This window comes from Delftia acidovorans SPH-1 (genome assembly GCF_000018665.1).
In the GTDB taxonomy this organism is placed as follows: domain Bacteria; phylum Pseudomonadota; class Gammaproteobacteria; order Burkholderiales; family Burkholderiaceae_C; genus Comamonas; species Comamonas acidovorans.
In genome coordinates, this window is the sequence record NC_010002.1 from 5,466,951 (window position 1) to 5,486,843 (window position 19,893).

Consider the following 19,893-nt stretch of genomic DNA (forward strand, 5'->3'; position numbering starts at 1 on the left):
CGAGGCAGAAAGCCTCAGACCGCCATGATGTCTTGTTCCTTGGCAGCCACCAGCGCGTCGATCTCGGTGATGTGCTTGTCGGTCATCTTCTGGACATCGGCTTCGCAACGCTTTTGGTCGTCTTCCGAGGCTTCCTTGTCCTTGACCAGCTTCTTGACGGCTTCGTTGGCGTCGCGGCGCAGGTTGCGCACGGCGATCTTGGAAGCTTCGCCTTCGTTGCGGGCCAGCTTGGTCATTTCCTTGCGGCGTTCCTCGCTCATGGGAGGCATGGGCACACGGATCAGATCACCCAGCGAGGCAGGGTTCAGACCCAGATCGCTTTCGCGAATGGCCTTCTCCACCTTGGCGGACATGCTCTTTTCCCAGGGCTGCACGCTGATGGTGCGCGCATCGAGCAGGTTCACGTTGGCCACCTGGGACAGCGGCACCATGGAGCCGTAGTAATCCACATGGATGGAGTCCAGCAGCGAGGGGTTGGCACGGCCGGTACGCACACGCGCAAGATTGTTCTTGAGCGCTTCGATGGACTGGCCCATCTTGGACTCGGTGGTCTTCTTGATGTCTGCAATCGTCATGTTCTTGTTCCTTGAAGAGCTGTGAAACGCGGGATCAAAACGCTCAAGCGTACACCAGCGTGCCCTCATCCTCGCCCATGACCACGCGCTTGAGCGCGCCGGGCTTGATGATGGAGAACACCCGGATAGGCAGCTTCTGATCGCGGCACAGCGCAAAGGCAGTGGCGTCCATGATGCCCAGGTTGCGCGAAATGGCCTCGTCGAAAGCCAGCTTGTGATAGCGGGTCGCGTTGGGATTCTTCATCGGGTCGTCGGTGTAGACACCATCGACCTTGGTGGCCTTGAGCACCACTTCTGCACCGATCTCCGCGCCGCGCAGTGCCGCGGCCGTATCGGTCGTGAAGAACGGGTTGCCGGTGCCGGCAGCGAACACCACCACCTTGCCCTCTTCGAGATACTGCAGGGCCTTGGGGCGCACATAGGGCTCCACGACCTGCTCGATGGCAATGGCCGACATGACACGGGCGATGAGGCCCTGCTTGTCCATGGCATCGGCCAGGGCCAGGGCATTCATCACGGTGGCCAGCATGCCCATGTAGTCGGCAGTGGCGCGGTCCATCCCGACCGAACCACCAGCCACGCCACGGAAAATATTCCCTCCACCGATCACCACGGCCACCTGGACACCCACGCGGGTGACTTCGGCGATCTCGGAGACCATGCGCTCGATGGTGGCACGGTTGATGCCGAACGAGTCGTCGCCCATGAGCGCCTCACCGGACAGCTTGAGCAGGATGCGCTTGTGGGCCGGTGCGGCGTTGGACATGGTGTTTCTCCGAAAGGTGGATGGTGGTGGATGGTGAAGGGAACGGTTCAGGCGCTCAGACGAATCAGGCGCCGGCCTTGGCAGCGGCCACTTGGGCAGCCACTTCGGCAGCGAAGTCGTCCACCTTCTTTTCGATGCCTTCGCCGACCACGTACAGGGTGAAGCCCTTGACGTTGGTGTTGGCGGCCTTGAGCATCTGGGCCACGGTCTGCTTGCCGTCGGCAGCCTTCACGAAGACCTGGTCGGCCAGCGAGACTTCCTTCAGGTACTTCTGAACCGAGCCTTCGACCATCTTGGCGACGATCTCGGCAGGCTTGCCGGATTCGGCAGCCTTGGCGGCAGCAACGGTGCGTTCCTTTTCGATCAGCTCGGCAGGCACGTCGGCGCTGGTCACGGACACGGGCTTCATGGCGGCCACGTGCATGGCGACGTCCTTGGCAGCGGTTGCATCGCCGTCGAACTCGACGACCACGCCGATGCGCGAACCGTGCAGGTACGAAGCCAGGCTGGTGCCGTCGAAACGCTTGAAGCGGCGGAAGGACATGTTCTCGCCAATCTTGCCGATCAGGCCCTTGCGCACGTCTTCCAGGGTGGGGCCGAAACCGTCCTGCTCATAGGCCAGGGCGCTCAGCGCGGCCACGTCAGCGGGGTTTTGCTCGGCGACCAGCTTGGCGGCGGCATTGGCCATCGCGATGAAGCTGTCGTTCTTGGACACGAAGTCGGTTTCGCTGTTGACTTCGATCATGGCACCCTGGTTGCCATTGATGAAGGCGGCGATCACGCCTTCGGCGGTAACGCGCGAGGCAGCCTTGCCAGCCTTAGTGCCGAGCTTGACGCGCAGCAGCTCTTCAGCCTTGACCAGATCGCCCTCGGCTTCGGTCAGGGCCTTCTTGCATTCCATCATGGGCGCGTCAGTCTTTGCGCGCAGTTCAGCCACCATGCTTGCGGTAATTGCAGCCATCGTATTTCTCCAATGTCAGTTCGATTCGTTACAGGATTTCGGCTAAAAAAACGGGGCTACCCTGAGCCCCGCTTCTTATTCAGCGACGAGGTCGCTCAGCCGGACAAGCTCAATCAGGCAGCGGATTCTTCCACTTCCACGAACTCGTCACCGCTCTCGCCGGATGCAGCCTTGACCACGTCGGTCAGTGCAGCAGCGCGGCCTTCCAGGATCGCGTCGGCGATGCCTTGGGCGTACAGTTGCACAGCCTTGGCAGAGTCGTCGTTACCGGGGATGACATAGTCGATGCCTTCGGGGTTGTGGTTGGAGTCAACCACGCCAACCAGGGGGATGCCCAGCTTCTTGGCTTCGGCCACGGCGATCTTGTGGAAGCCCACGTCGATCACGAAGATGGCGTCGGGCAGGCTGTTCATGTCCTGGATGCCGCCGATGTCCTTTTCCAGCTTTTCCAGTTCGCGAACGAACATCAGCTGTTCCTTCTTGCTCATGGCTTCCAGGCCGGCTTCTTGCTGGGCCTTCATTTCCTTCAGACGCTTGATGGACGTCTTGACGGTCTTGAAGTTGGTCAGCATGCCGCCCAGCCAACGCTGGTCAACGAAGGGCACGCCAGCGCGCTGGGCTTCTGCAGCCACCATCTCGCGGGCTTGGCGCTTGGTGCCGACCATCAGGATCGTGCCGCCGTTGGACGCCAGTTGCTTGACGAACTTCTGGGCGTCCTGGAACATCGGCAGCGACTTTTCCAGGTTGATGATGTGGATCTTGTTGCGGTGACCGAAGATGAAGGGGGCCATCTTGGGGTTCCAGAAACGGGTCTGGTGACCGAAGTGGACGCCTGCTTCCAGCATCTCGCGCATAGTGACGGACATATGAATACCTCAAAGGTTAGGTCTAAAATCCAGCCCGACAATTGCCCCCTGAAACACAGGGCGCAACACCTTGAAGGGACTGGTTTGCGATTGACTTTGCGCAGGATCCCCAAGCATGGGCAGGCGTTCTTGACGAACACCCCGCACCCAAAAGCTTTCGCCTGACCCCCGGCAATCCCGGAGAAAATCAGGGGAACCCCTAGCAAAGCCGCAAGATTCTAGCACACGCCACCCCTCAACCGAGGCTTCGCGCTCAAAGCGCGCTCACCGCCCCTCACGGCCACGGCAGTTGCACAAGATGCACACACTCCTGTAGTGATAGCTGCATCCGCTTGATAATCCGGGCACTTCAGCAGATTCCACCCAAAAATGAACATCGCGATTGTGGGCGCCGGCAGCATTGGCGTTGCGACAGCCCACGCACTGGCACAGGCCGGCCACGAGGTCACCGTCTACGAGCGTCACGGCACCGCCGCCGAAGAAGCCAGCTTCGGACATGCCGGCTGGCTGGGCCCCAGCCTGCTCCAGCCCTGGAGCGTACCCGGCCTTTCAACCGCCGAACGCTCCCCCACCCTCCCCGGCCGGCAGGCCCTGCCGCGACTGGGCTCCGGAAACCTCGCAGCCCAGCTGCGCTGGCTATGGCAATGGCGCCAGGCCGGACGGCAACTGCGCAAAGGCAACGTGCCCACAGCCGCCATGGCGGCGCTGGAGGCGCTCACGCAGCGCAGCCAGCAGTTCCAGCAATCGCTGTGGCGGCAATGGGAGTTTGACCCGGAATATGTCGCCGGAAGCCTGGTGCTGCTGGGCAGCGAGGCCGAGCACGAACAACTCAAGCCTGCGCTGGACGCACTGGCCGAGGCCGGCACGCGCTGCGAGGCACTGGATGCCACCCAGACCCGGCTGCGCGAACCCGCCCTGGGCGAGGAAACCACGCTCGCAGGCGCCCTGTATTTTCCACAGGCAGGCGCAGCCAATGGCCGCCTTGCCACGCTGATGCAACGCCAGGCAGCGCAGTCGGCAGGAGCACGATTCGAGACGCAGCGCCTGGTGCAGAGATTGCAGCCCGGCGGCGCCGGGCGCACCGCACGCCTGCAGTTGCTGGGCGAAGACGTCCCCCGTTCGCACGACGCCATCGTCGTCTGCGCCGGCGCCGAGGCCGCGAACCTGCTCACGCCGCTGGGCCTGCGCCCGCCCATGATCGCCCTGCACGGCTATGGCGTCAGCGCCCCTTTGCGCGAACAAGGTTATGCACCCCGCCACGCCATCGTGGACTGGAGTGAGCAGATGACCCTGGTCCGCCTGGGCCAGCGCATGCGCATCGTGGCCGGCGCGGAGCTAGGCCGCCGCAGCCCCATGCATGAGTCCACACTGCAGCGCATGTATCACCGCCTCAACATGGTTTTTCCCGGCAGCGCGGTGCTGGCCTCGGGCGTACAGATCTGGCATGGCACGCGCATGTGCACGGCCGATGGACTGCCGCTGGTGGGCGCCAGCGGACTGCCCGGCATCTGGCTCAACCTGGGACACGGCAGCTGCGGCGCCGCCATCGCGCAGGGGTGTGCAAGCATGCTGAGCGACCTGATGGACAACCGCGCCAGCTTCCTGGACAGCGCACTGCTCGACCCGCGCCGCTTCGGCTGATCGCCCCATCCACCACCGGGCGGCGGACCGCTATGCTCGGTCCATGCTGCGCATTCCCACATCCACCGCCTTGCCGCTGTTTGATACGGCGGCCACTCGCACCCTGGAACAGCAGGCGGCAGCCAGACTGCCCGCGCACAGCCTCATGCAACGTGCAGGCGCGGGCCTGGCACGCCTGGCACGCGCCATCGCTCCCCATGCACGCTGCATCTGGATAGCCTGTGGCCCCGGCAACAACGGCGGCGATGGCTTGCAGGCAGCCGCCTGGCTGCAACAAAGCCTGAATGCGGCGCCAGAAACGGCACGCAGTTGCCGCATTCTGGTCAGCTGCGTGCGCGAACGCGCCCACATGCCAGACGATGCACGCGCCGCCTGGGACGCCGCCCGAGAAGCCGGCGTGCAATGGACCGAGCACATGCCCGCCGACATGGGGCCACAGGACTTGTGCATTGACGCATTGCTGGGCATCGGCCTGCGCCTGCCAGACGCCGCAAGCCCACGCACCGGCATGAATGAGCGCCTGCTCACTCTGCTGCGCAGCCTGCAGTCCAGCACCAGCTCGGTCCTTTGCGCGGACATAGCCTCCGGACTGGATGCCGACACCGGGCAGTACCTGACTGGATTCGCGCCCCCGAACGCCCCAGCCAGCGCACGGCACACACTGGCGCTGCTGACGCTGCAGCCCGGACTGTTCACAGGAAGTGGCCGCGATGCCTGCGGCCAGATATGGTGGGATGACCTGGACACGGGACTGGCGAAAGGCGAGCCAATCCTCACTTCCCTGCCCTGCGCACAACTGTTTTCACCAGGCGCCAGCACCCCGCGCCCGCACGCCAGCCACAAGGGAAGCTTTGGCGACGTGGCCATCCTTGGCGGAGAGGGGCTGGGACAGCGCGGCCTTTCCATGACCGGCGCCGCCTGGCTGGCTGCCCTGGCCGCGCTGCATGGGGGCGCGGGGCGCGTGATGCTTGCTCTGCTCGATGCCTCGGCCGGGTCAGGCCAGGCCACCGCGCCCTGGCCCGAAATCATGCTGCGCAGCCCCGAGGCGCAGGACTGGCGCAGCACCACCGTGGCGTGCGGATGCGGGGGCGGCGTGGCGGTGCGCGCATGGCTGCCCCAGATATTGGAACAAGCCCCCAGGCTGGTGCTGGATGCAGACGCACTGAATGCCGTTGCCGAAGATGAATCGCTGGCCTCGCTCCTGAAAGAGCGCCGCCAGCGCAACCTGCACACGGTGCTGACACCCCACCCGCTGGAGGCCGCCCGCCTGCTGAAGACGAACACCGCACAGGTCCAGGCACAGCGGCTGCACGCCGCCAGGCAACTGGCGCAACGCTTCAACTGCACCGCGCTGCTCAAAGGCTCCGGCACCGTGATCGCCGGGCCTCAGGGAGATAGTGATGCACCGACTTGCTGGATCAATCCCACGGGAAACGCCCGCCTGTCGACCGGAGGAACCGGCGATGTACTCGCCGGGCTGATTGCCGCGCTGTGGGCCCAGGGCCTGGAGCCCACGCAGGCAGCAGCCCTGGCAGCCTGGCGCCATGGGTTTGCGGCAGACCATTGGCCTGCGCGCATCCCGTTCAGCGCCAGCGCACTGGCCCAGCGGCTCGGAGCATAAAAACCCTCAGGACTTGCGCCGGGGCTTGGACGTGTTGCCCGTCACCTTGGACTTGACGGCACCCAAGGCCTTCTTGCCCAAGGCGCGCAGTGCCTGCACCGGCGACGGTGGAGGCAGCTGCGGCAGGCCGTGGGCAGCAGCATCCGTGGCCGCAGGCTTGCGTGCCTCGGACTTGCGCGCCTCGGACGCCCGACCTCTGCGGGGCCGCGCAGCGGAGCCAGCGGATGATGGTTCCGCAACCGCCTCGCCCATGTCGCTCTGCCGCGCCGTGGTGGCCGGGCGCGGCTGGGCATTCGCATATTCAGCTTCCAGCGCGGCCAGGTTCACCCCTTTGACCATGGCCTTTTTAGACGCCTTGCGCCCCTGCTTGCCGGCCGACGCCGCTGCATCAGACTCAGGCCTTGCACCGCCGGAGCCTCCCGAGTTGCGCTGCGCCCTTTTTTCCTTGGCATCGCGACGGCCCCATTTTTCGCCCTGATGGGTTTCCGTGCGCGCCGGCGTCCTGCCGGGCCGGCCCGAGGCCGGCTGCTCTTCGCCATCGCGCACCAGGCGGAAATCGATGCGCCGGCCATCCAGGTCCACGCGGCTGACCTGCACGCGCAGCCGCGTGCCGATGCCATAGCGAATGCCCGAGCGCTCGCCGCGCAGTTCCTGGCGCGCCTCGTCAAAGCGGAAATAGTCGCCGCCCAGCTCGGTGATGTGAACCAGCCCCTCCACATACATGGCGTCGAGCGTGACGAAGATGCCGAAGGTGGTCACCGCAGAGACCATGCCACCGAACTCCTCGCCCAGATGCTCGCGCATGTACTTGCACTTGAGCCAGGCTTCGACATCGCGACTGGCCTCGTCGGCCCGGCGCTCGTTGGCACTGCAGTGCAGGCCGGCGGCCTCCCAGGCCTGGACCTCGGCGGCGGGCGCGCGCTTGCGCGGCTTCTGGCCGGGTGGGCTGACGCGTGATGCCAGACGCTTGGCCAGCTTGGCCTCGGCTTCTCCGGGGGTGGGCAGCTCGGGCAGGCGATAGTGCGTGCCTTCGAGCTCGGCCTTGATCACGCGGTGCACCAGCAAATCGGGATAGCGGCGGATCGGGCTGGTGAAGTGCGTATAGGCGTCGAATGCCAGGCCGAAGTGGCCCGAATTCTCGGGCGTGTAGAAGGCCTGCATCATCGAGCGCAGCAGCATGGTGTGGATCTGCTGGGAGTCGGGACGGTCCTTGGTGGCGTTGGCAATGGCCTGGAACTCGGACGTGGCCGGGTTCTCGCTCAGCGCCACACCGACCCCCATGGCCTTCAGATAGTTGCGCAGAATGTCCTGCTTTTCCAGCGAGGGCTTGTCGTGCACGCGGAACAGGCCGACGCGACCGCTTTGCTCGATGAAGTCCGCACTGCAGACATTGGCGGCCAGCATGGCCTCCTCGATCAGCTTGTGCGCTTCGTTGCGCGTGCGCGGCACGATCTTCTCGATGCGGCCGTTCTCGTCACAGACGATCTGCGTCTCCGTGGTCTCGAAGTCCACGGCGCCGCGCGCCTCGCGCGACTTGAGCAGCGCCTGGTAGACGCCATGAAGATTGAGCAAGTCACCCACGCGCTCCGAGCGCCGGGCAGCCTCCGGGCCACGCGTATTGGCCAGGATGGCCGCCACCTCGGTATAGGTGAAGCGCGCATGGCTGTGCATCACCGCCGGATAGAACTGATAGGCATGGATCTCGCCCTTGGCGGTGATCAGCATGTCGCAGACCATGCACAGGCGGTCCACATCGGGGTTGAGCGAGCACAGGCCATTGCTCAGCTTCTCGGGCAGCATGGGGATCACGCGGCGCGGGAAATAGACGCTGGTGGCGCGGTCATAGGCATCGATGTCGATGGCGCTGCCCGTGGTCACGTAGTGGCTCACATCGGCAATCGCCACCAGCAGGCGCCAGCCCTTGCTGCGCCCGACCTTGGCGGGCTCGCAGTAGACGGCATCGTCGAAATCGCGTGCGTCCTCGCCATCGATGGTCACCAGGGGCACATCGGTCAGGTCGATGCGCTTCTTGCAATCGGCAGGCCGCACCCTGTCCGGCAGCGCCTTGGCCTGTGCCAGGCAAGCATCGGAAAACACATGCGGGACGCCGTACTTGCGCACTGCGATCTCGATCTCCATGCCGGGATCATCGACTTCACCGAGCACTTCGATGATGCGTCCCACGGGCTGGCCGAACAGCGCAGGCGCCTCGGTCAGTTCCACCACCACCACCTGGCCGATCTTGGCCGATCCTGTGGCATTGGCGGGGATCAGGATGTCCTGGCCGTAGCGCTTGTCCTCGGGCGCCACCAGCCACACACCGCTTTCCTGCAAGAAGCGGCCAATGATGTTGTGCGCAGGGCGCTCGATGATCTCGACCACGCGGCCTTCAGGCCGGCCGCGGCGGTCCTGGCGCACGATGCGGACCTTCACGCGGTCCTTGTGCAGCACGGCACGCATTTCATTGGGGGGGAGGAAGATGTCGCCTTCGCCGTCATCGCGGATGACGAAGCCATGTCCGTCGCGGTGCCCCTGCACACTGCCCTCGATTTCGTCGTTCACATCGGCGCTTTTGGCGTGAGGGTTCATTTTCTTGGTATACAATCTAAATCTTTCCTGAGATGCCCAGGTGGCGGAATTGGTAGACGCACTAGTTTCAGGTACTAGCGGGTAACTCCGTGGAGGTTCGAGTCCTCTCCTGGGCACCAAGTTTAACGACAACCTGCAGAGGTTGCGGTGAACTAAGGAACTATCTTCAGCAGAAGGCAGTTCCCTGGCTTCATGGCTTGGCAGATGACAGTCTCAAGAAAAAAATCGAAGATCGGGATGCTTCTGCAAAAAATGCAGTAGAATTTCAGCTTCAGCAAGCCCAGGTGGCGGAATTGGTAGACGCACTAGTTTCAGGTACTAGCGGGTAACTCCGTGGAGGTTCGAGTCCTCTCCTGGGCACCAAACATGAAAAGGCCGTTGCACACGCAACGGCCTTTTTCTTTTCTGATCGCTGAAAGCCGATGGCAAGGGCATCTCGGCAAGAAAAGTTCAGGAAAATCTTTGCAAACCTGCCCGGCACATCGCTTTCACGCTATATAATTTGCGTACTCTGAAATGCCCAGGTGGCGGAATTGGTAGACGCACTAGTTTCAGGTACTAGCGGGTAACTCCGTGGAGGTTCGAGTCCTCTCCTGGGCACCAAACACGAAAAGGCCGTTGCACACGCAACGGCCTTTTTCCTTGCCTCGCCGGCACCGTCGCAAGCCTCTGCACCATCCCGCAGAAATTTCTCAAAAACTTGGGAAATCGGCTTCAGGCGGAGATTTCGCGCTATATAATTTGCTCACTCTGAAATGCCCAGGTGGCGGAATTGGTAGACGCACTAGTTTCAGGTACTAGCGGGTAACTCCGTGGAGGTTCGAGTCCTCTCCTGGGCACCAAACATGAAAAGGCCGTTGCACATGCAACGGCCTTTTTTCTTGGGCGCTGCAGACGCATTGGCCTCAGAAGACCGCATCCATGGCGCAAAAAAAGGGAGCCAGCGGCTCCCTTCCTGGATGAGAGGATCACCTCCCGTGCATCACTTGCGCAGCAGTTGCTTGAGCACGTTCTGCAGACGGCGCGCGCTGGCATCATCGCGCGGCGATGCCAGCACCCGGGCGGCATCGTTGCCCCAGGTTTCCTGCGGAGCAGGATCGTTGCGGCGCGTCAGCAGCTGCAGCTGCAGGGCACGGCGGGCGCTCAGATGTTCCGCAGGTGTGGGAACGTCGGCGGCCATTTCAAGGCGCAGCAGGGCTTCGCCCGCGTCTCCCTTGGGAGCCTGGCCGAGGGCCTGCGACCAGGCACTGCGCACTTGTGCAGACACGCGGCTGCCAAGCTGCTGTGCAGCCGGCATCTGGGAAGCATCACGCGACTCCCACGCCGCCATCAACTGGGTCAGTGCCTCACCATGGGCCTGGGCCGCGAGCTTGCGCAGGGCGTCCTGGGCATGTTCCAAGGCTTCACGCTGGGCGCGGAAGGCGGGGTCCGCCAGACGCGGTCCGCGCTCCTCGCGCGGCTCGCGGCTGAAACGGCCACTGTCGCGGCTGTCTCGGCCATCCCGGCCGTCGCGACCACGGCCACCATCGCGGCGGTCGCCAGGACGGGCAGCGCGTGCACCGCCCTCTTCCTTCTTCATACCAGGACGATCGTCGCCGCGCACGGCAACCACGGGGCGCACCGGCACCGGCTTGGCTTCGGACTCTTCCGAACCCGCTGCAGCAGCGGCAGGTTCCTGTGCTGGCTGGGCCGCATTCACGGAAGCATCGGCACGGCCACGCAGCGCTTGCTCCAGGGCCTCCACCGCAGCGCGGATTTGCTGCACGTCACCCGAGGTGTTGGCAGCTTCCACGGCCTGCGACGCTTCCAGCACGCGGCGATCATGGTCGCTGAGTGCCACGGCTGCGGCGCGGGGGCCCCGCTCGGTGCCCTTGCGGTTGAAGGCTTCGTCCAGCGGCTTGCGGAAGGCATCCCAGAGCTTTTGCTCATGCTTGCGATCCAGAGGCACGGCCTGCGCCTCGGCCTGCCAGCGCTGCTGCAGGGCCTTGACGGCGTCGATGCGCAGGTTGGGCGCTGCGCCCAGAGCGGTGGCTTCGTCGATCATGGCGTGGCGACGCTGCAGGCTGGCCTTTTGCGCGGCATGCAACGGAGCCTCGGCCAGGGCCATGGCCTGCTTGAACTGGGGTTGCAGTTCGGCAAACAGCTTCTCGCCGATGTGCCCGCTTTCACGCCAACGTTCAGCGAACTGGCGCAGTGCACGCGCCGCACCCTTGAGATCTTCGCTGGCGGACTGCTGTGCCGCCCAGGCCTTGATCTCTTCGATCAGCGCCAGGCGCTGTGCCTTGGACTGGGTGGTTTCGGTGCGCAGCTTGTCGTGCCAGGACTCGACCACCTTGTGGGCCGTGTTGCAGGCTTCGTCAAACTTCTTCCACAGTGCGTGGTTGGCCGCGCTGCCCTGATCGGCCAGCTTCCATTGCTCGCGCAGGCTGCGCAGCGATTCCTGGATCTTGCGGCCACCCAGCGCCTGGCCTTCCGGGCGATTCAGCAGGGCTTCGGCCTTGGCAACCAGTTCCTCGCGCAGCTTGTCGGCGTTCTGGCGCGGCCAGCCTTCGGACTCGCCAGCTGCCAGAAGGGCCTCATGCACCTTGGTGACCAGTGCATCGTCCACCAGGCGGCCATGGGCCTTGATGGCGGCGCGCACGGCCTGCACGGCGGCGGAACCCGCCTTGCTTTCGCCTGCAGCCGTCTCGGCCTGGAGCTGCTCCAGCGCCTGGGTCAGTGCACTGCTGGCGGCAGCCACTTGCTCAGGCGATGTCTTCGCCTTGGGCTGGGCTGCGCTGCGGGCAGCGGGAGCGGGCTTGGACGGCTCGGCAGCCGCTGCCTCGGGAGGCAGGCCACGCGCCACGCGCAGCTCATCGGCCCACACGGGCACGGTGGGCAGCGGAGCGGCTTCGTCGGCGGCGGCAGCTTCGGTGAGCGCCAGTGCAGACTGGAAGGCATCCCAGACCAGGATCAGCTGTGCGCTGGCGGCTTCCAGCTGGGGCGGGAAACGTCCGTCCACGCTGGCCCAGTTGTCATCGCCAGTCAGTTCGCCGGCCTGCTCCTGCCAACGGGCCACGTCGGCGCGCAGGTTGTCGAGCACAGCCTGGGCATCGCGCCAGGGCTTGGTGGACAGGACCTCGATGCGCTGGGCCAGCAAAACGGCCACTTCGCGCTGGACCTGCACGCGGTGCTGCAGCTCTTCGATGGCCTTGACACGCTCGGCCAGCTGGGCCTTGTGCTGCGACAGAGGTTCACGCGACAGCGGTGCGCCCGCCTTGGCGGCGTCGCGCTGCCAGGCGATGGCGTCGGCGGCATTGAAGGGCGATGCGACCAGCAGCGCCTGGGCCTTTTCAGCCCACTCCACTGCGATCTTTTCCTGGTCCTTGGTGCGGCGGATCTCGTCCAGGCGCTCACGCACGGCACGGGCCGCGCCCTTGTCGCGCGCGCTCAGTTCCTTGAGGACGTCCTGCAATTGCTCGACCGAAGGCTGGGTTGCCAGCCAGTCGCGGATGCGCGCGGCGCGATCACCCGAGGTTTCGGCGGAGAAGGCACCGCCCGTGAGCACATCCAAGGGGTGTTGTTCGGGATTCTTGGCAGAAGCAGGGCTCACTTCAGGTGCATCGGACATGGTGCTGCGGGGGGAAAGAGAAGACATGAATCAATCGTTGAATGTCTGGCTGCCGCGGGCCGCCAGACGCGGCCGGCCAGGCCGCATGCGGGCATGCTAGCCGGACCGGGAAAACCATATTCTCGCCGTTATTTGAAGCGGAGCCAAAACCGGGCTACTGCGTGGACAGGCTGAGCTGGGCGCGCGGACTCCATTCCTGGTCGTCGGAGTCCAGTTTTGGAGCCCCCAGAAACAGGCGTTCAAGCGGCAACTGCTGCTGGGCAAGGTAGTCGCGCACGGCCACGGCGCGGGCCAGCGCCAGTTCGCGCATGGCGTCGTCGGGCACGGCAATCTGCTCCAGCAGCAGACTGCGCATCTGTTCGGTGGGCAGGTCCTTGGCCATGCCGATGACATTGCGCGGCTTGGCAAAGTCGGCGCGACTGTACAGCGCCTTGGTCAAGGCCGGCACTTCGGAGGCGGGCAACTCGGTCACGGACTCTGCCGACTTGCCGTCGCGCAGCACCTGGCGGCGTTTCTGGGCGAGCAGCAGGCGATCGAGCTCCGCCTGCTTCCAGGCCTCTTTGTCCTGCGCCTCGCGCGCCTCACCGATCACGGTGAGCTTGAGGGCCGGGCGCTCCTTGAGGGAGGCAACCACCTTGTCCAGGCTCTCGCGGGCCTTGCCGTCGATCTGGGCACGCCCCGGGGCAAAGGCCACCACTCCCGATTCGCTGCCGCCCCCAAAAGCGCCCGACAGCAGCGAGAAAGGCGAGGTGATGGCCTTCATGATCAGGTTGCCAATGATCTTGAAGATGACCGGCGCCAGCCGGAATTGCGGGTCGTTGAGCGAGCCGCTGACCGGCAGGTCCAGGTCGATGACTCCGTTGCGGTCAGCCAACAGCGCCACCGCCAGGCGCACGGGCAGCGAGGCGGGCGCGCCTTCGACGGCTTCGCCGAAAGTGAGCTGATGCAGCACCAGCTTGTTGCGCGCCGTGAGCTGGCCATCGGGCTCGATGTTGTAGTTGACGTCCATGCTGAGCTTGCCGCGCTCGATCCCGTGGCCCGCGTACTTGATGGAGTACGGGGACAGCGGGGGCAGTTCCAGGTCGCGCATCTGGGCACGTATGTCCAGGGCCAGCGGCTTGGCCAGCGGATTGACCTGGCCGGTGATCTCCAGCGAAGCCGTGCCCTGGGCGCGGCCGCGCAGTTCCACATCCGCCAGTTGCGGCGCCTGCTGGCTGGCAGGCTGCTCGGACGAGAAGGCGCTCAGGCGGCCCGCCAGCTCGCTGAGGTCGGCCGAGTAGTTGGGCTGGATGAAGTAGTCGGAGAACTGGACCCTGCCGCCCGTCAGCACAATCGGCCCGATCTTGATGACGGGCGCGGGCCCGGAGGCAGCCTGCGGCGGCGCCGGTTCGGCGGAAGCCGCCGTGCCCTCTGCAGCCGGCGTGGCGTTCTGCTCCAGGGACTGCTGGGACTTCGCCGATTTGACGATGTCCTGCAGGTTGATGCGCCCGTTGCGCTGCACGATGACGCGCGCAAAGAAGTCGCTGAGCGCCGTCTCGCGCACGCTCAGGCGCAGCGGCTGGGCGGGCTGCATCTGCAGGTCCAGGCCGCGCACGGCCAGCGTCTTCCAGGCCAGCAGTTCATCGCGCAGGCCGAGTCCCAAGGCAACCGACTGGGCCTTGGCCCGGTCGGCCGTGGACTCGCTGAGCACGGCAGCCACGGCACCTGCCGCCGTGCGTGGCGCGCCCTGCCCTGCGGCCTCGCCCGCCGCTTGCACGGGAGAGGCCAGCGCGGAGCGCATGCGCAGATCCACGAGCTCGACATCCCCCTGCACCGCCAGCTCGGGGCCGGCCGGTTGGCTGACAAAGCGCAGTTGTCCGAGGAAATTGCCGTCGGCACGCACCAACTCCACATTGAGCATGTCGGCAAAGTAGGGCTCCAGTGCATGCAGCGGCAGGCTGCGCGCCTGCAACCTGCCCTGAAGCGACAGCGGCGCCAGTCCCAGGTCCCCCCGCAGGCTCAGCGAGCCCGCCTGGACACGCCGGCCCGAGCCGACCTGGGCGGACAGCTCCAGCGGCGTGGGCGCGGATTTGGCGGCCAGCGGCTCGATGGCGCCCATGCGAAGGCGCAGTGAACCCAGGTCCAGCGACACGGTGCGCGCGGAATCCGCGTTGCGCACGGGCGCTTCGTCACGCAGCGCAATGGCGCCGCCATCGACCTCCACCGCCTGCAGCTTCAGCCCCCAGGGCCGGGACTTGTCCTTGCCGGCGTCCTGCGATGCGGGTGCCGAGGAGGCGGGCGGCAGCCATTGCTCGTACATCCACCGGCCCTGGGCATCGCGCAACACGGCCAGTTGCGGCTTTTGCAGTGCCAGGCGGCCAACGGAGACCTGCTGGCTGGCCAGATTGACCTGCACCTGCTCCAGCTGCAGGTGCGCGATGTCGACGGGCGCGGCCTTGTCCTTGAGGCTCAACTGCTCCACGCCCAGCCCGGCCACCTGAACCACCATGGCGGAACCGTTCCAGCCCAGGCCTGCGTCGGTGCTCAACAGGCCCGTCAGCTCGGGTTTGATATGGGCGGACAGGTACGGTGCTGCCAGTTGCAGCGGCAATTGCCGCGCGGAGATGGCCAGTTGGCCCTGCTTGTCGGTCAAGGCCCCGCTCAGCTGCAACTCGGCAGGTTTCGCCCCCTCCCCCGCCGATTCGGGCTGCACCTGCATGCTGGCAGCAAGCTGCAGCGGTTGCTCCAGGGGCCAGCGGATATCGCGCACCTGCAACGACAGCTCGCGCGCCTGCAGCGCAGCGCCCGACTTTCCAGCGTCGGGAGCGGCATCGCGCCAATGCACCGTGGCATGGGCAACGGACAGCCTGTCCAGGCTGACCTTCCACGGCTGGGGCGCGTCGGAGGCAGGCTTTTCCGCTGCCGGCCTGGCATCCGGGGAGGAAGCACCCCCCATCGCCGTCCAATTGATGCGGCCTTGCGCATCGCGGGCCGCAAAAATCTCGGGAGCGCTCCACTGCACGGACTCCAGCTCCGCAACCGACTGCAGCGGCTGCACGTTCTTGAGCACGGCGGCCAGGCGCTCGAAGCGCAGCAGGGGGACGCCGTCGCGGTCGTGCAGCTCGGCGCCGGACAGGCTGACCTCCCCGGTGATGCGGACCACGGCCTGCTCGGCCTGCTCAAAGGAGATGTGCAGGTTGGCATCCAGCACGCCGGAACGCGGCTTGACAGGCGCGGTGACGGGCACATAGCCCAAATAAGGTGTCAGGTCCACGCCCTGCAAGCTCAGATCGACAGCGGTCTGGCGCTGCTCGGTGAAGGGCGTGCTCTGGGCGCTGGATTCAAACCGGCTGCCGTTGAGCGCGAAGGACAGGTGCGGGAGCACCTTGATCTCGCGCTTGGACTCCAGGTTGCTGATGAAGGGCAGGCGCAGCTGCAACTGCTCGAGCATGTGCTGGCGCCGCTGGACCTCGTCCTGCAATTCCACGCGGCCGTCGCGCAGCGCAATGTTGTACAGCGCAAAGCCCACGGGTTTGGAGGGCGGCGTGTCGCCGGGTTCGGCCAGCCTGGCCAGCACATCGTCCACATCGAAATGCCCCAGGCTCTGCTGGGTCAGGCGCAGCACCGGCGCATCGACCTCGATGGCATCCAGCACCGGCGCCAGCCGAAACAGCGACTGGATACTGGCATTGACATAGATGCGGTCGATCTGAAGCTGGGGGGACGAAGATGAAGACGGCACGGACTCCGGCGCCGCGCCTTCCGCCTGGCTCCTGGCAATGCTCAGGTCCCGCAGGGTCAGCTCCAGCGACCAGGGCCGGAACTCCACTGCACCCACACGGACCTGACGGCCCAGCTTGGCCGATGCCTGCTTTTCCAGTTGACTCTTGGCCACAACGGGCACCAGCGCCCACAGCAGCAGCCACAGCAAAAGGAACGCCACAAGGGCGATGGCCAGCCTGCGCAGCCAGCGGTGCTTGAAGAGAGATTGCATGGGGCTCTGGTAACTAGTACAGCCCATCCTGGGACACAGGACAGGGCAACGGCTGCATTGCACCAGAAATTGGGGCGGCAGCAACGGCTGGGTCCGCACCACGGCACATTTCTTGACGTTGCGGCCATCCTTGAACGACAAAGCCCGGAAGCCGTGAGCCGGCTTCCGGGCTTTACGGCGGGCACAAGTCCCGACCGTTTTCCGCAGTCAAGGAGAGGATGGTCCTTGATGCTTGGAAGCAAGAGATTGCTTCCAGGAAGGCCGCGGAAGAAGACTTGAACCACGGTGTCCGCACTATCGAACACCACTTTTACCTGTCTTCCACCTTGGCGAGACGACTGCAGGAGCAGTCGCCTCCAATATAGAAGGACGCAGGGTCGGCCTGCCAGTGCTTTTGCATTTCATTGCAATTTCATGACGCACTCTGAAAACGACGGAAGCGGCGTACATCGGTAGCACGCCACCCGCTCTTCAAGACCTCAAAACTGTGTTTGCATCCATGGTTTGTTATTATTCATTGATCTAAAAAGTTGATTTCATAGTGTTGACCGTGTATTTGGTGAACTCCTAGAATCCGCCAGCGCTCGAATAGAGCGTTTTTTGTTTCTGCTGCCTCACGACTGAGCAGATCCCGCAGGCCTACAACGCAATGGCGCACCAAGCGCCAGCCTCCCGGATCCGCAGCACCCAATCCAGGGTGTCAGCCTCACCGGCCTTCGCTTCGGCGAAGGCCGTTTCGGGTTGGTGCCCCTAGAAAGGAAAAAGCTATGCCAGCGTCAGGAAAATTTTTCGCCGCCGCGCGAACGTTCGCCATCGATGTGGCCAACGGTTTTCTTGCCATCATCCACAACAGCTTCGCCCTGCTGGGCCTTGCTGTGGCCTTCATGGCCATCACCTTGTTCGCCCGCCCTGACCTGCGCGATGCCGGAGAGAGCCAGCTGCGCTCCTGGCTGACCGCTCGCCAGATGGCCGAGCTGGGTGTTCCCGTCGAACTCGCTGCCAGCGATCGGGCGACGGCGACCAACCCCAAGAACCTGCCCAAGGAGCAGGCAGCCGTGGCCTTCTGGCTCAGCAAGAAGTACCGCGTGGCGCCTGAGCCGATCGCGGCACTGGTCAGCGAGGCCTATGACCTGGGCAAGGTCAACCGCCTGGACCCGACGCTGATCCTGGCCATCATGGCCATCGAGTCCAGCTTCAACCCGTTTGCGCAAAGCGCTGTCGGCGCGCAGGGCCTGATGCAGGTGATGACCACGGTGCATACCGACAAGTATGAGAACTTCGGTGGCCAGAATGCTGCCTTCGACCCGGTCAGCAATCTGCGCGTGGGCGTGCGCGTGCTCAAGGAATGCATCGAGCGCGCCGGCTCCATCGAAGGAGGCCTGCGCTACTATGTGGGCGCGGCCAACCTGCCCACCGATGGTGGCTACGCCGCCAAGGTGCTGGCCGAGCACCAGCGCCTGCGCATGGCCGCCGGCCTGCGTGCCGTGCCTTTGATGACCGCCAAGGTCGATCAGCCCCGGCAGGCTGTACAGGTTGCCTCCACCAAGCCGGCCACCCCCGTGGCCGAGGCCTCGGGCCCGGCAGCAGCGGCTGCGCCTGCAGCCGTGCCGGTCAGCTCGAGCAACACCTCTGCCCGCTCCGAGCAGGTGGCCCTTCAGTCCCAGGAGCCGGCGCTGTAGCCTGACTTCCCGGCATAGTGAATGCACAGCTGGCCAAGGCCAGCTTTTTCATGCCCGTTCCAACTGCAGGTGGCCCACGCAAACGCCTTCTGCAACGCCCCTGCCAGGTCTTCGGCGCCACCGGCTCAGCTACACTAGCGGGGTACGCAACTGGCGATAGGCGCAGCCGCTTCACGCACCGCTGCCGCTGACGTGGAAACCAGCAGAAGGCCCGAGAAGGACCACCTTCTGTGAACCACCGGGGAGCGTACCGCCCAGCCTCCATGCGCACGCGGGATCTGGAGTGTTCCGCCGTTCGCCTGGGCAGCCCTTGGCCTCAAGGGAATTTCAAGTTCACAGGACTGCCATGTTTCAACGCACCAATACCGTCGAGAAGGTCGACGCCGAAGTCTTTGCCGCCATCCAGGCCGAGAACCTGCGTCAACAAGAACATATCGAGCTGATCGCCAGCGAGAACTATTGCTCGCCTGCCGTCATGGAAGCCCAGGGCTCCCAGCTCACCAACAAGTACGCCGAAGGCTATCCGGGCAAGCGCTACTACGGCGGCTGCGAGAACGTCGATGTGGTCGAGCAGCTCGCCATCGACCGCGTCAAGAAGCTGTTCGGCGCCGAAGCCGCCAACGTTCAGCCCAACTCCGGCTCCCAGGCCAACCAGGCCGTGCTGATGGCCTTTGCCAAGCCCGGCGACACCATCATGGGCATGAGCCTGGCCGAAGGCGGTCACCTGACGCACGGCATGCCGCTGAACATGTCGGGCAAGTGGTTCAACGTGGTCTCCTACGGCCTGAACGCCGAAGAAGCCATCGACTACGACAAGATGGAAGCGCTGGCGCGCGAACACAAGCCCCGCATCATCGTGGCCGGCGCATCGGCCTACGCCCTGGCCATCGACTTCGAACGCTTCGCCAAGATCGCAAAGGAAGTCGGCGCCATCTTCTGGGTGGACATGGCCCACTATGCCGGCCTGATCGCCGCAGGCGTGTACCCCAACCCCGTGCCCCATGCCGACGTGGTCACCACCACCACGCACAAGAGCCTGCGCGGCCCGCGCGGCGGCGTGATCCTGATGAAGGCCGAGCACGAGAAGGCCATCAACAGCGCCATCTTCCCCGGCCTGCAAGGCGGCCCGCTGATGCATGTCATTGCCGGCAAGGCCGTGGCCTTCAAGGAAGCGCTGTCGCCCGAGTTCAAGACCTACCAGGAACAGGTCGTGAAGAACGCCAAGGTTGTCGCGGAAACGCTGACGGCACGCGGTCTGCGCATCGTCTCCGGCCGCACGGAAAGCCACGTCATGCTGGTGGACCTGCGCGCCAAGGGCATCACCGGCAAGGCGGCCGAAGCCGCGCTGGGTGCCGCCCACATGACGATCAACAAGAACTCCATCCCCAACGATCCCGAAAAGCCGATGGTGACCAGCGGCATCCGCGTGGGCACGCCCGCCATGACCACGCGCGGCTTCAAGGAAGAGGAAGCCCGCCTGACAGCCAACCTGCTGGCCGACGTGCTGGAGAACCCCGCCGACGAAGCCAACCTGGCCCGCGTGCGCGCCCAGGTGGCCGAGCTGACGGCCCGCTTCCCGGTCTACGGCGCCTGAGTTGCACGCATAGAGGCC

General features: G+C 65.0%; 11 protein-coding genes, 4 tRNA genes and 1 riboswitch. Of the genes, 8 read left to right on the forward strand and 7 right to left on the reverse strand.

Going from position 1 to position 19,893, the window contains the following annotated elements:
• Positions 1-14: 14 nt before the first annotated feature.
• The 4 genes from frr to rpsB all read right to left on the reverse strand — a co-directional run bounded on the left by frr (position 15) and on the right by rpsB (position 3,168).
• Positions 15-575, reverse strand: a complete 561-nt coding sequence (gene frr, locus DACI_RS24980) for a ribosome recycling factor (protein ID WP_012206744.1) — start codon at positions 573-575, stop codon at positions 15-17.
• Between the two features lie 43 nt (positions 576-618).
• Positions 619-1,341, reverse strand: a complete 723-nt coding sequence (pyrH, locus tag DACI_RS24985; RefSeq protein ID WP_012206745.1) for a UMP kinase — start codon at positions 1,339-1,341, stop codon at positions 619-621.
• Between the two features lie 64 nt (positions 1,342-1,405).
• Positions 1,406-2,302, reverse strand: coding sequence for a translation elongation factor Ts (tsf, locus tag DACI_RS24990; protein ID WP_012206746.1), 897 nt, complete (start codon positions 2,300-2,302; stop codon positions 1,406-1,408).
• 113 nt (positions 2,303-2,415) lie between these two features.
• On the reverse strand, positions 2,416-3,168 hold the full coding sequence (gene rpsB, locus DACI_RS24995; protein ID WP_012206747.1) for a 30S ribosomal protein S2: 753 nt from the start codon (positions 3,166-3,168) through the stop codon (positions 2,416-2,418).
• A 369-nt stretch (positions 3,169-3,537) separates the two neighbouring features.
• Between rpsB and DACI_RS25000 the strand changes: the two genes are divergently transcribed.
• Both DACI_RS25000 and DACI_RS25005 read left to right on the forward strand, forming a co-directional pair.
• Entirely contained in the window at positions 3,538-4,809 is a 1,272-nt protein-coding gene (locus DACI_RS25000) for an FAD-dependent oxidoreductase (RefSeq protein WP_012206748.1), read from the forward strand.
• A 43-nt stretch (positions 4,810-4,852) separates the two neighbouring features.
• Positions 4,853-6,430, forward strand: a complete 1,578-nt coding sequence (locus tag DACI_RS25005) for an NAD(P)H-hydrate dehydratase (RefSeq protein WP_012206749.1) — start codon at positions 4,853-4,855, stop codon at positions 6,428-6,430.
• 6 nt (positions 6,431-6,436) lie between these two features.
• Here DACI_RS25005 and rnr read toward each other — a convergent pair whose 3' ends face one another.
• Positions 6,437-9,019 (reverse strand): ribonuclease R, encoded by a 2,583-nt coding sequence (gene rnr / locus DACI_RS25010; protein WP_043782527.1) that lies wholly within the window; start codon positions 9,017-9,019, stop codon positions 6,437-6,439.
• A 34-nt stretch (positions 9,020-9,053) separates the two neighbouring features.
• On the opposite strand from rnr, the gene DACI_RS25015 reads away from it, so the two are divergent.
• The 4 genes from DACI_RS25015 (at position 9,054) to DACI_RS25030 (ending at position 9,861) form a co-directional block, all read left to right on the forward strand.
• Positions 9,054-9,138: transfer RNA gene (locus DACI_RS25015), tRNA-Leu, on the forward strand.
• Positions 9,139-9,297: 159 nt separating this feature from the next.
• Positions 9,298-9,382, forward strand: a tRNA-Leu gene (locus DACI_RS25020).
• Between the two features lie 155 nt (positions 9,383-9,537).
• Positions 9,538-9,622: transfer RNA gene (locus DACI_RS25025), tRNA-Leu, on the forward strand.
• A gap of 154 nt (positions 9,623-9,776) precedes the next feature.
• Positions 9,777-9,861 (forward strand) — tRNA-Leu (locus tag DACI_RS25030).
• Positions 9,862-10,001: 140 nt separating this feature from the next.
• Here the strand turns inward: DACI_RS25030 and DACI_RS25035 are convergent.
• Both DACI_RS25035 and DACI_RS25040 read right to left on the reverse strand, forming a co-directional pair.
• The gene (locus tag DACI_RS25035; protein WP_043782529.1) at positions 10,002-12,629 is read right to left on the reverse strand and encodes a DUF349 domain-containing protein; all 2,628 of its coding nucleotides are present in this window, start codon (positions 12,627-12,629) and stop codon (positions 10,002-10,004) included.
• A 154-nt stretch (positions 12,630-12,783) separates the two neighbouring features.
• The gene (locus DACI_RS25040) at positions 12,784-16,602 is read right to left on the reverse strand and encodes a DUF748 domain-containing protein (RefSeq protein ID WP_043782531.1); all 3,819 of its coding nucleotides are present in this window, start codon (positions 16,600-16,602) and stop codon (positions 12,784-12,786) included.
• A 767-nt stretch (positions 16,603-17,369) separates the two neighbouring features.
• On the opposite strand from DACI_RS25040, the gene DACI_RS25045 reads away from it, so the two are divergent.
• Both DACI_RS25045 and glyA read left to right on the forward strand, forming a co-directional pair.
• The gene (locus DACI_RS25045) at positions 17,370-18,281 is read left to right on the forward strand and encodes a lytic transglycosylase domain-containing protein (RefSeq protein ID WP_012206753.1); all 912 of its coding nucleotides are present in this window, start codon (positions 17,370-17,372) and stop codon (positions 18,279-18,281) included.
• Positions 18,282-18,417: 136 nt separating this feature from the next.
• Positions 18,418-18,593, forward strand: a riboswitch (ZMP/ZTP riboswitch).
• Positions 18,594-18,627: 34 nt separating this feature from the next.
• Positions 18,628-19,875 carry a serine hydroxymethyltransferase gene (gene glyA, locus DACI_RS25050; RefSeq protein ID WP_012206754.1) on the forward strand — a complete coding sequence of 416 codons (1,248 nt, stop codon included), beginning with the start codon at positions 18,628-18,630 and terminating at the stop codon, positions 19,873-19,875.
• Positions 19,876-19,893: the final 18 nt, after the last annotated feature.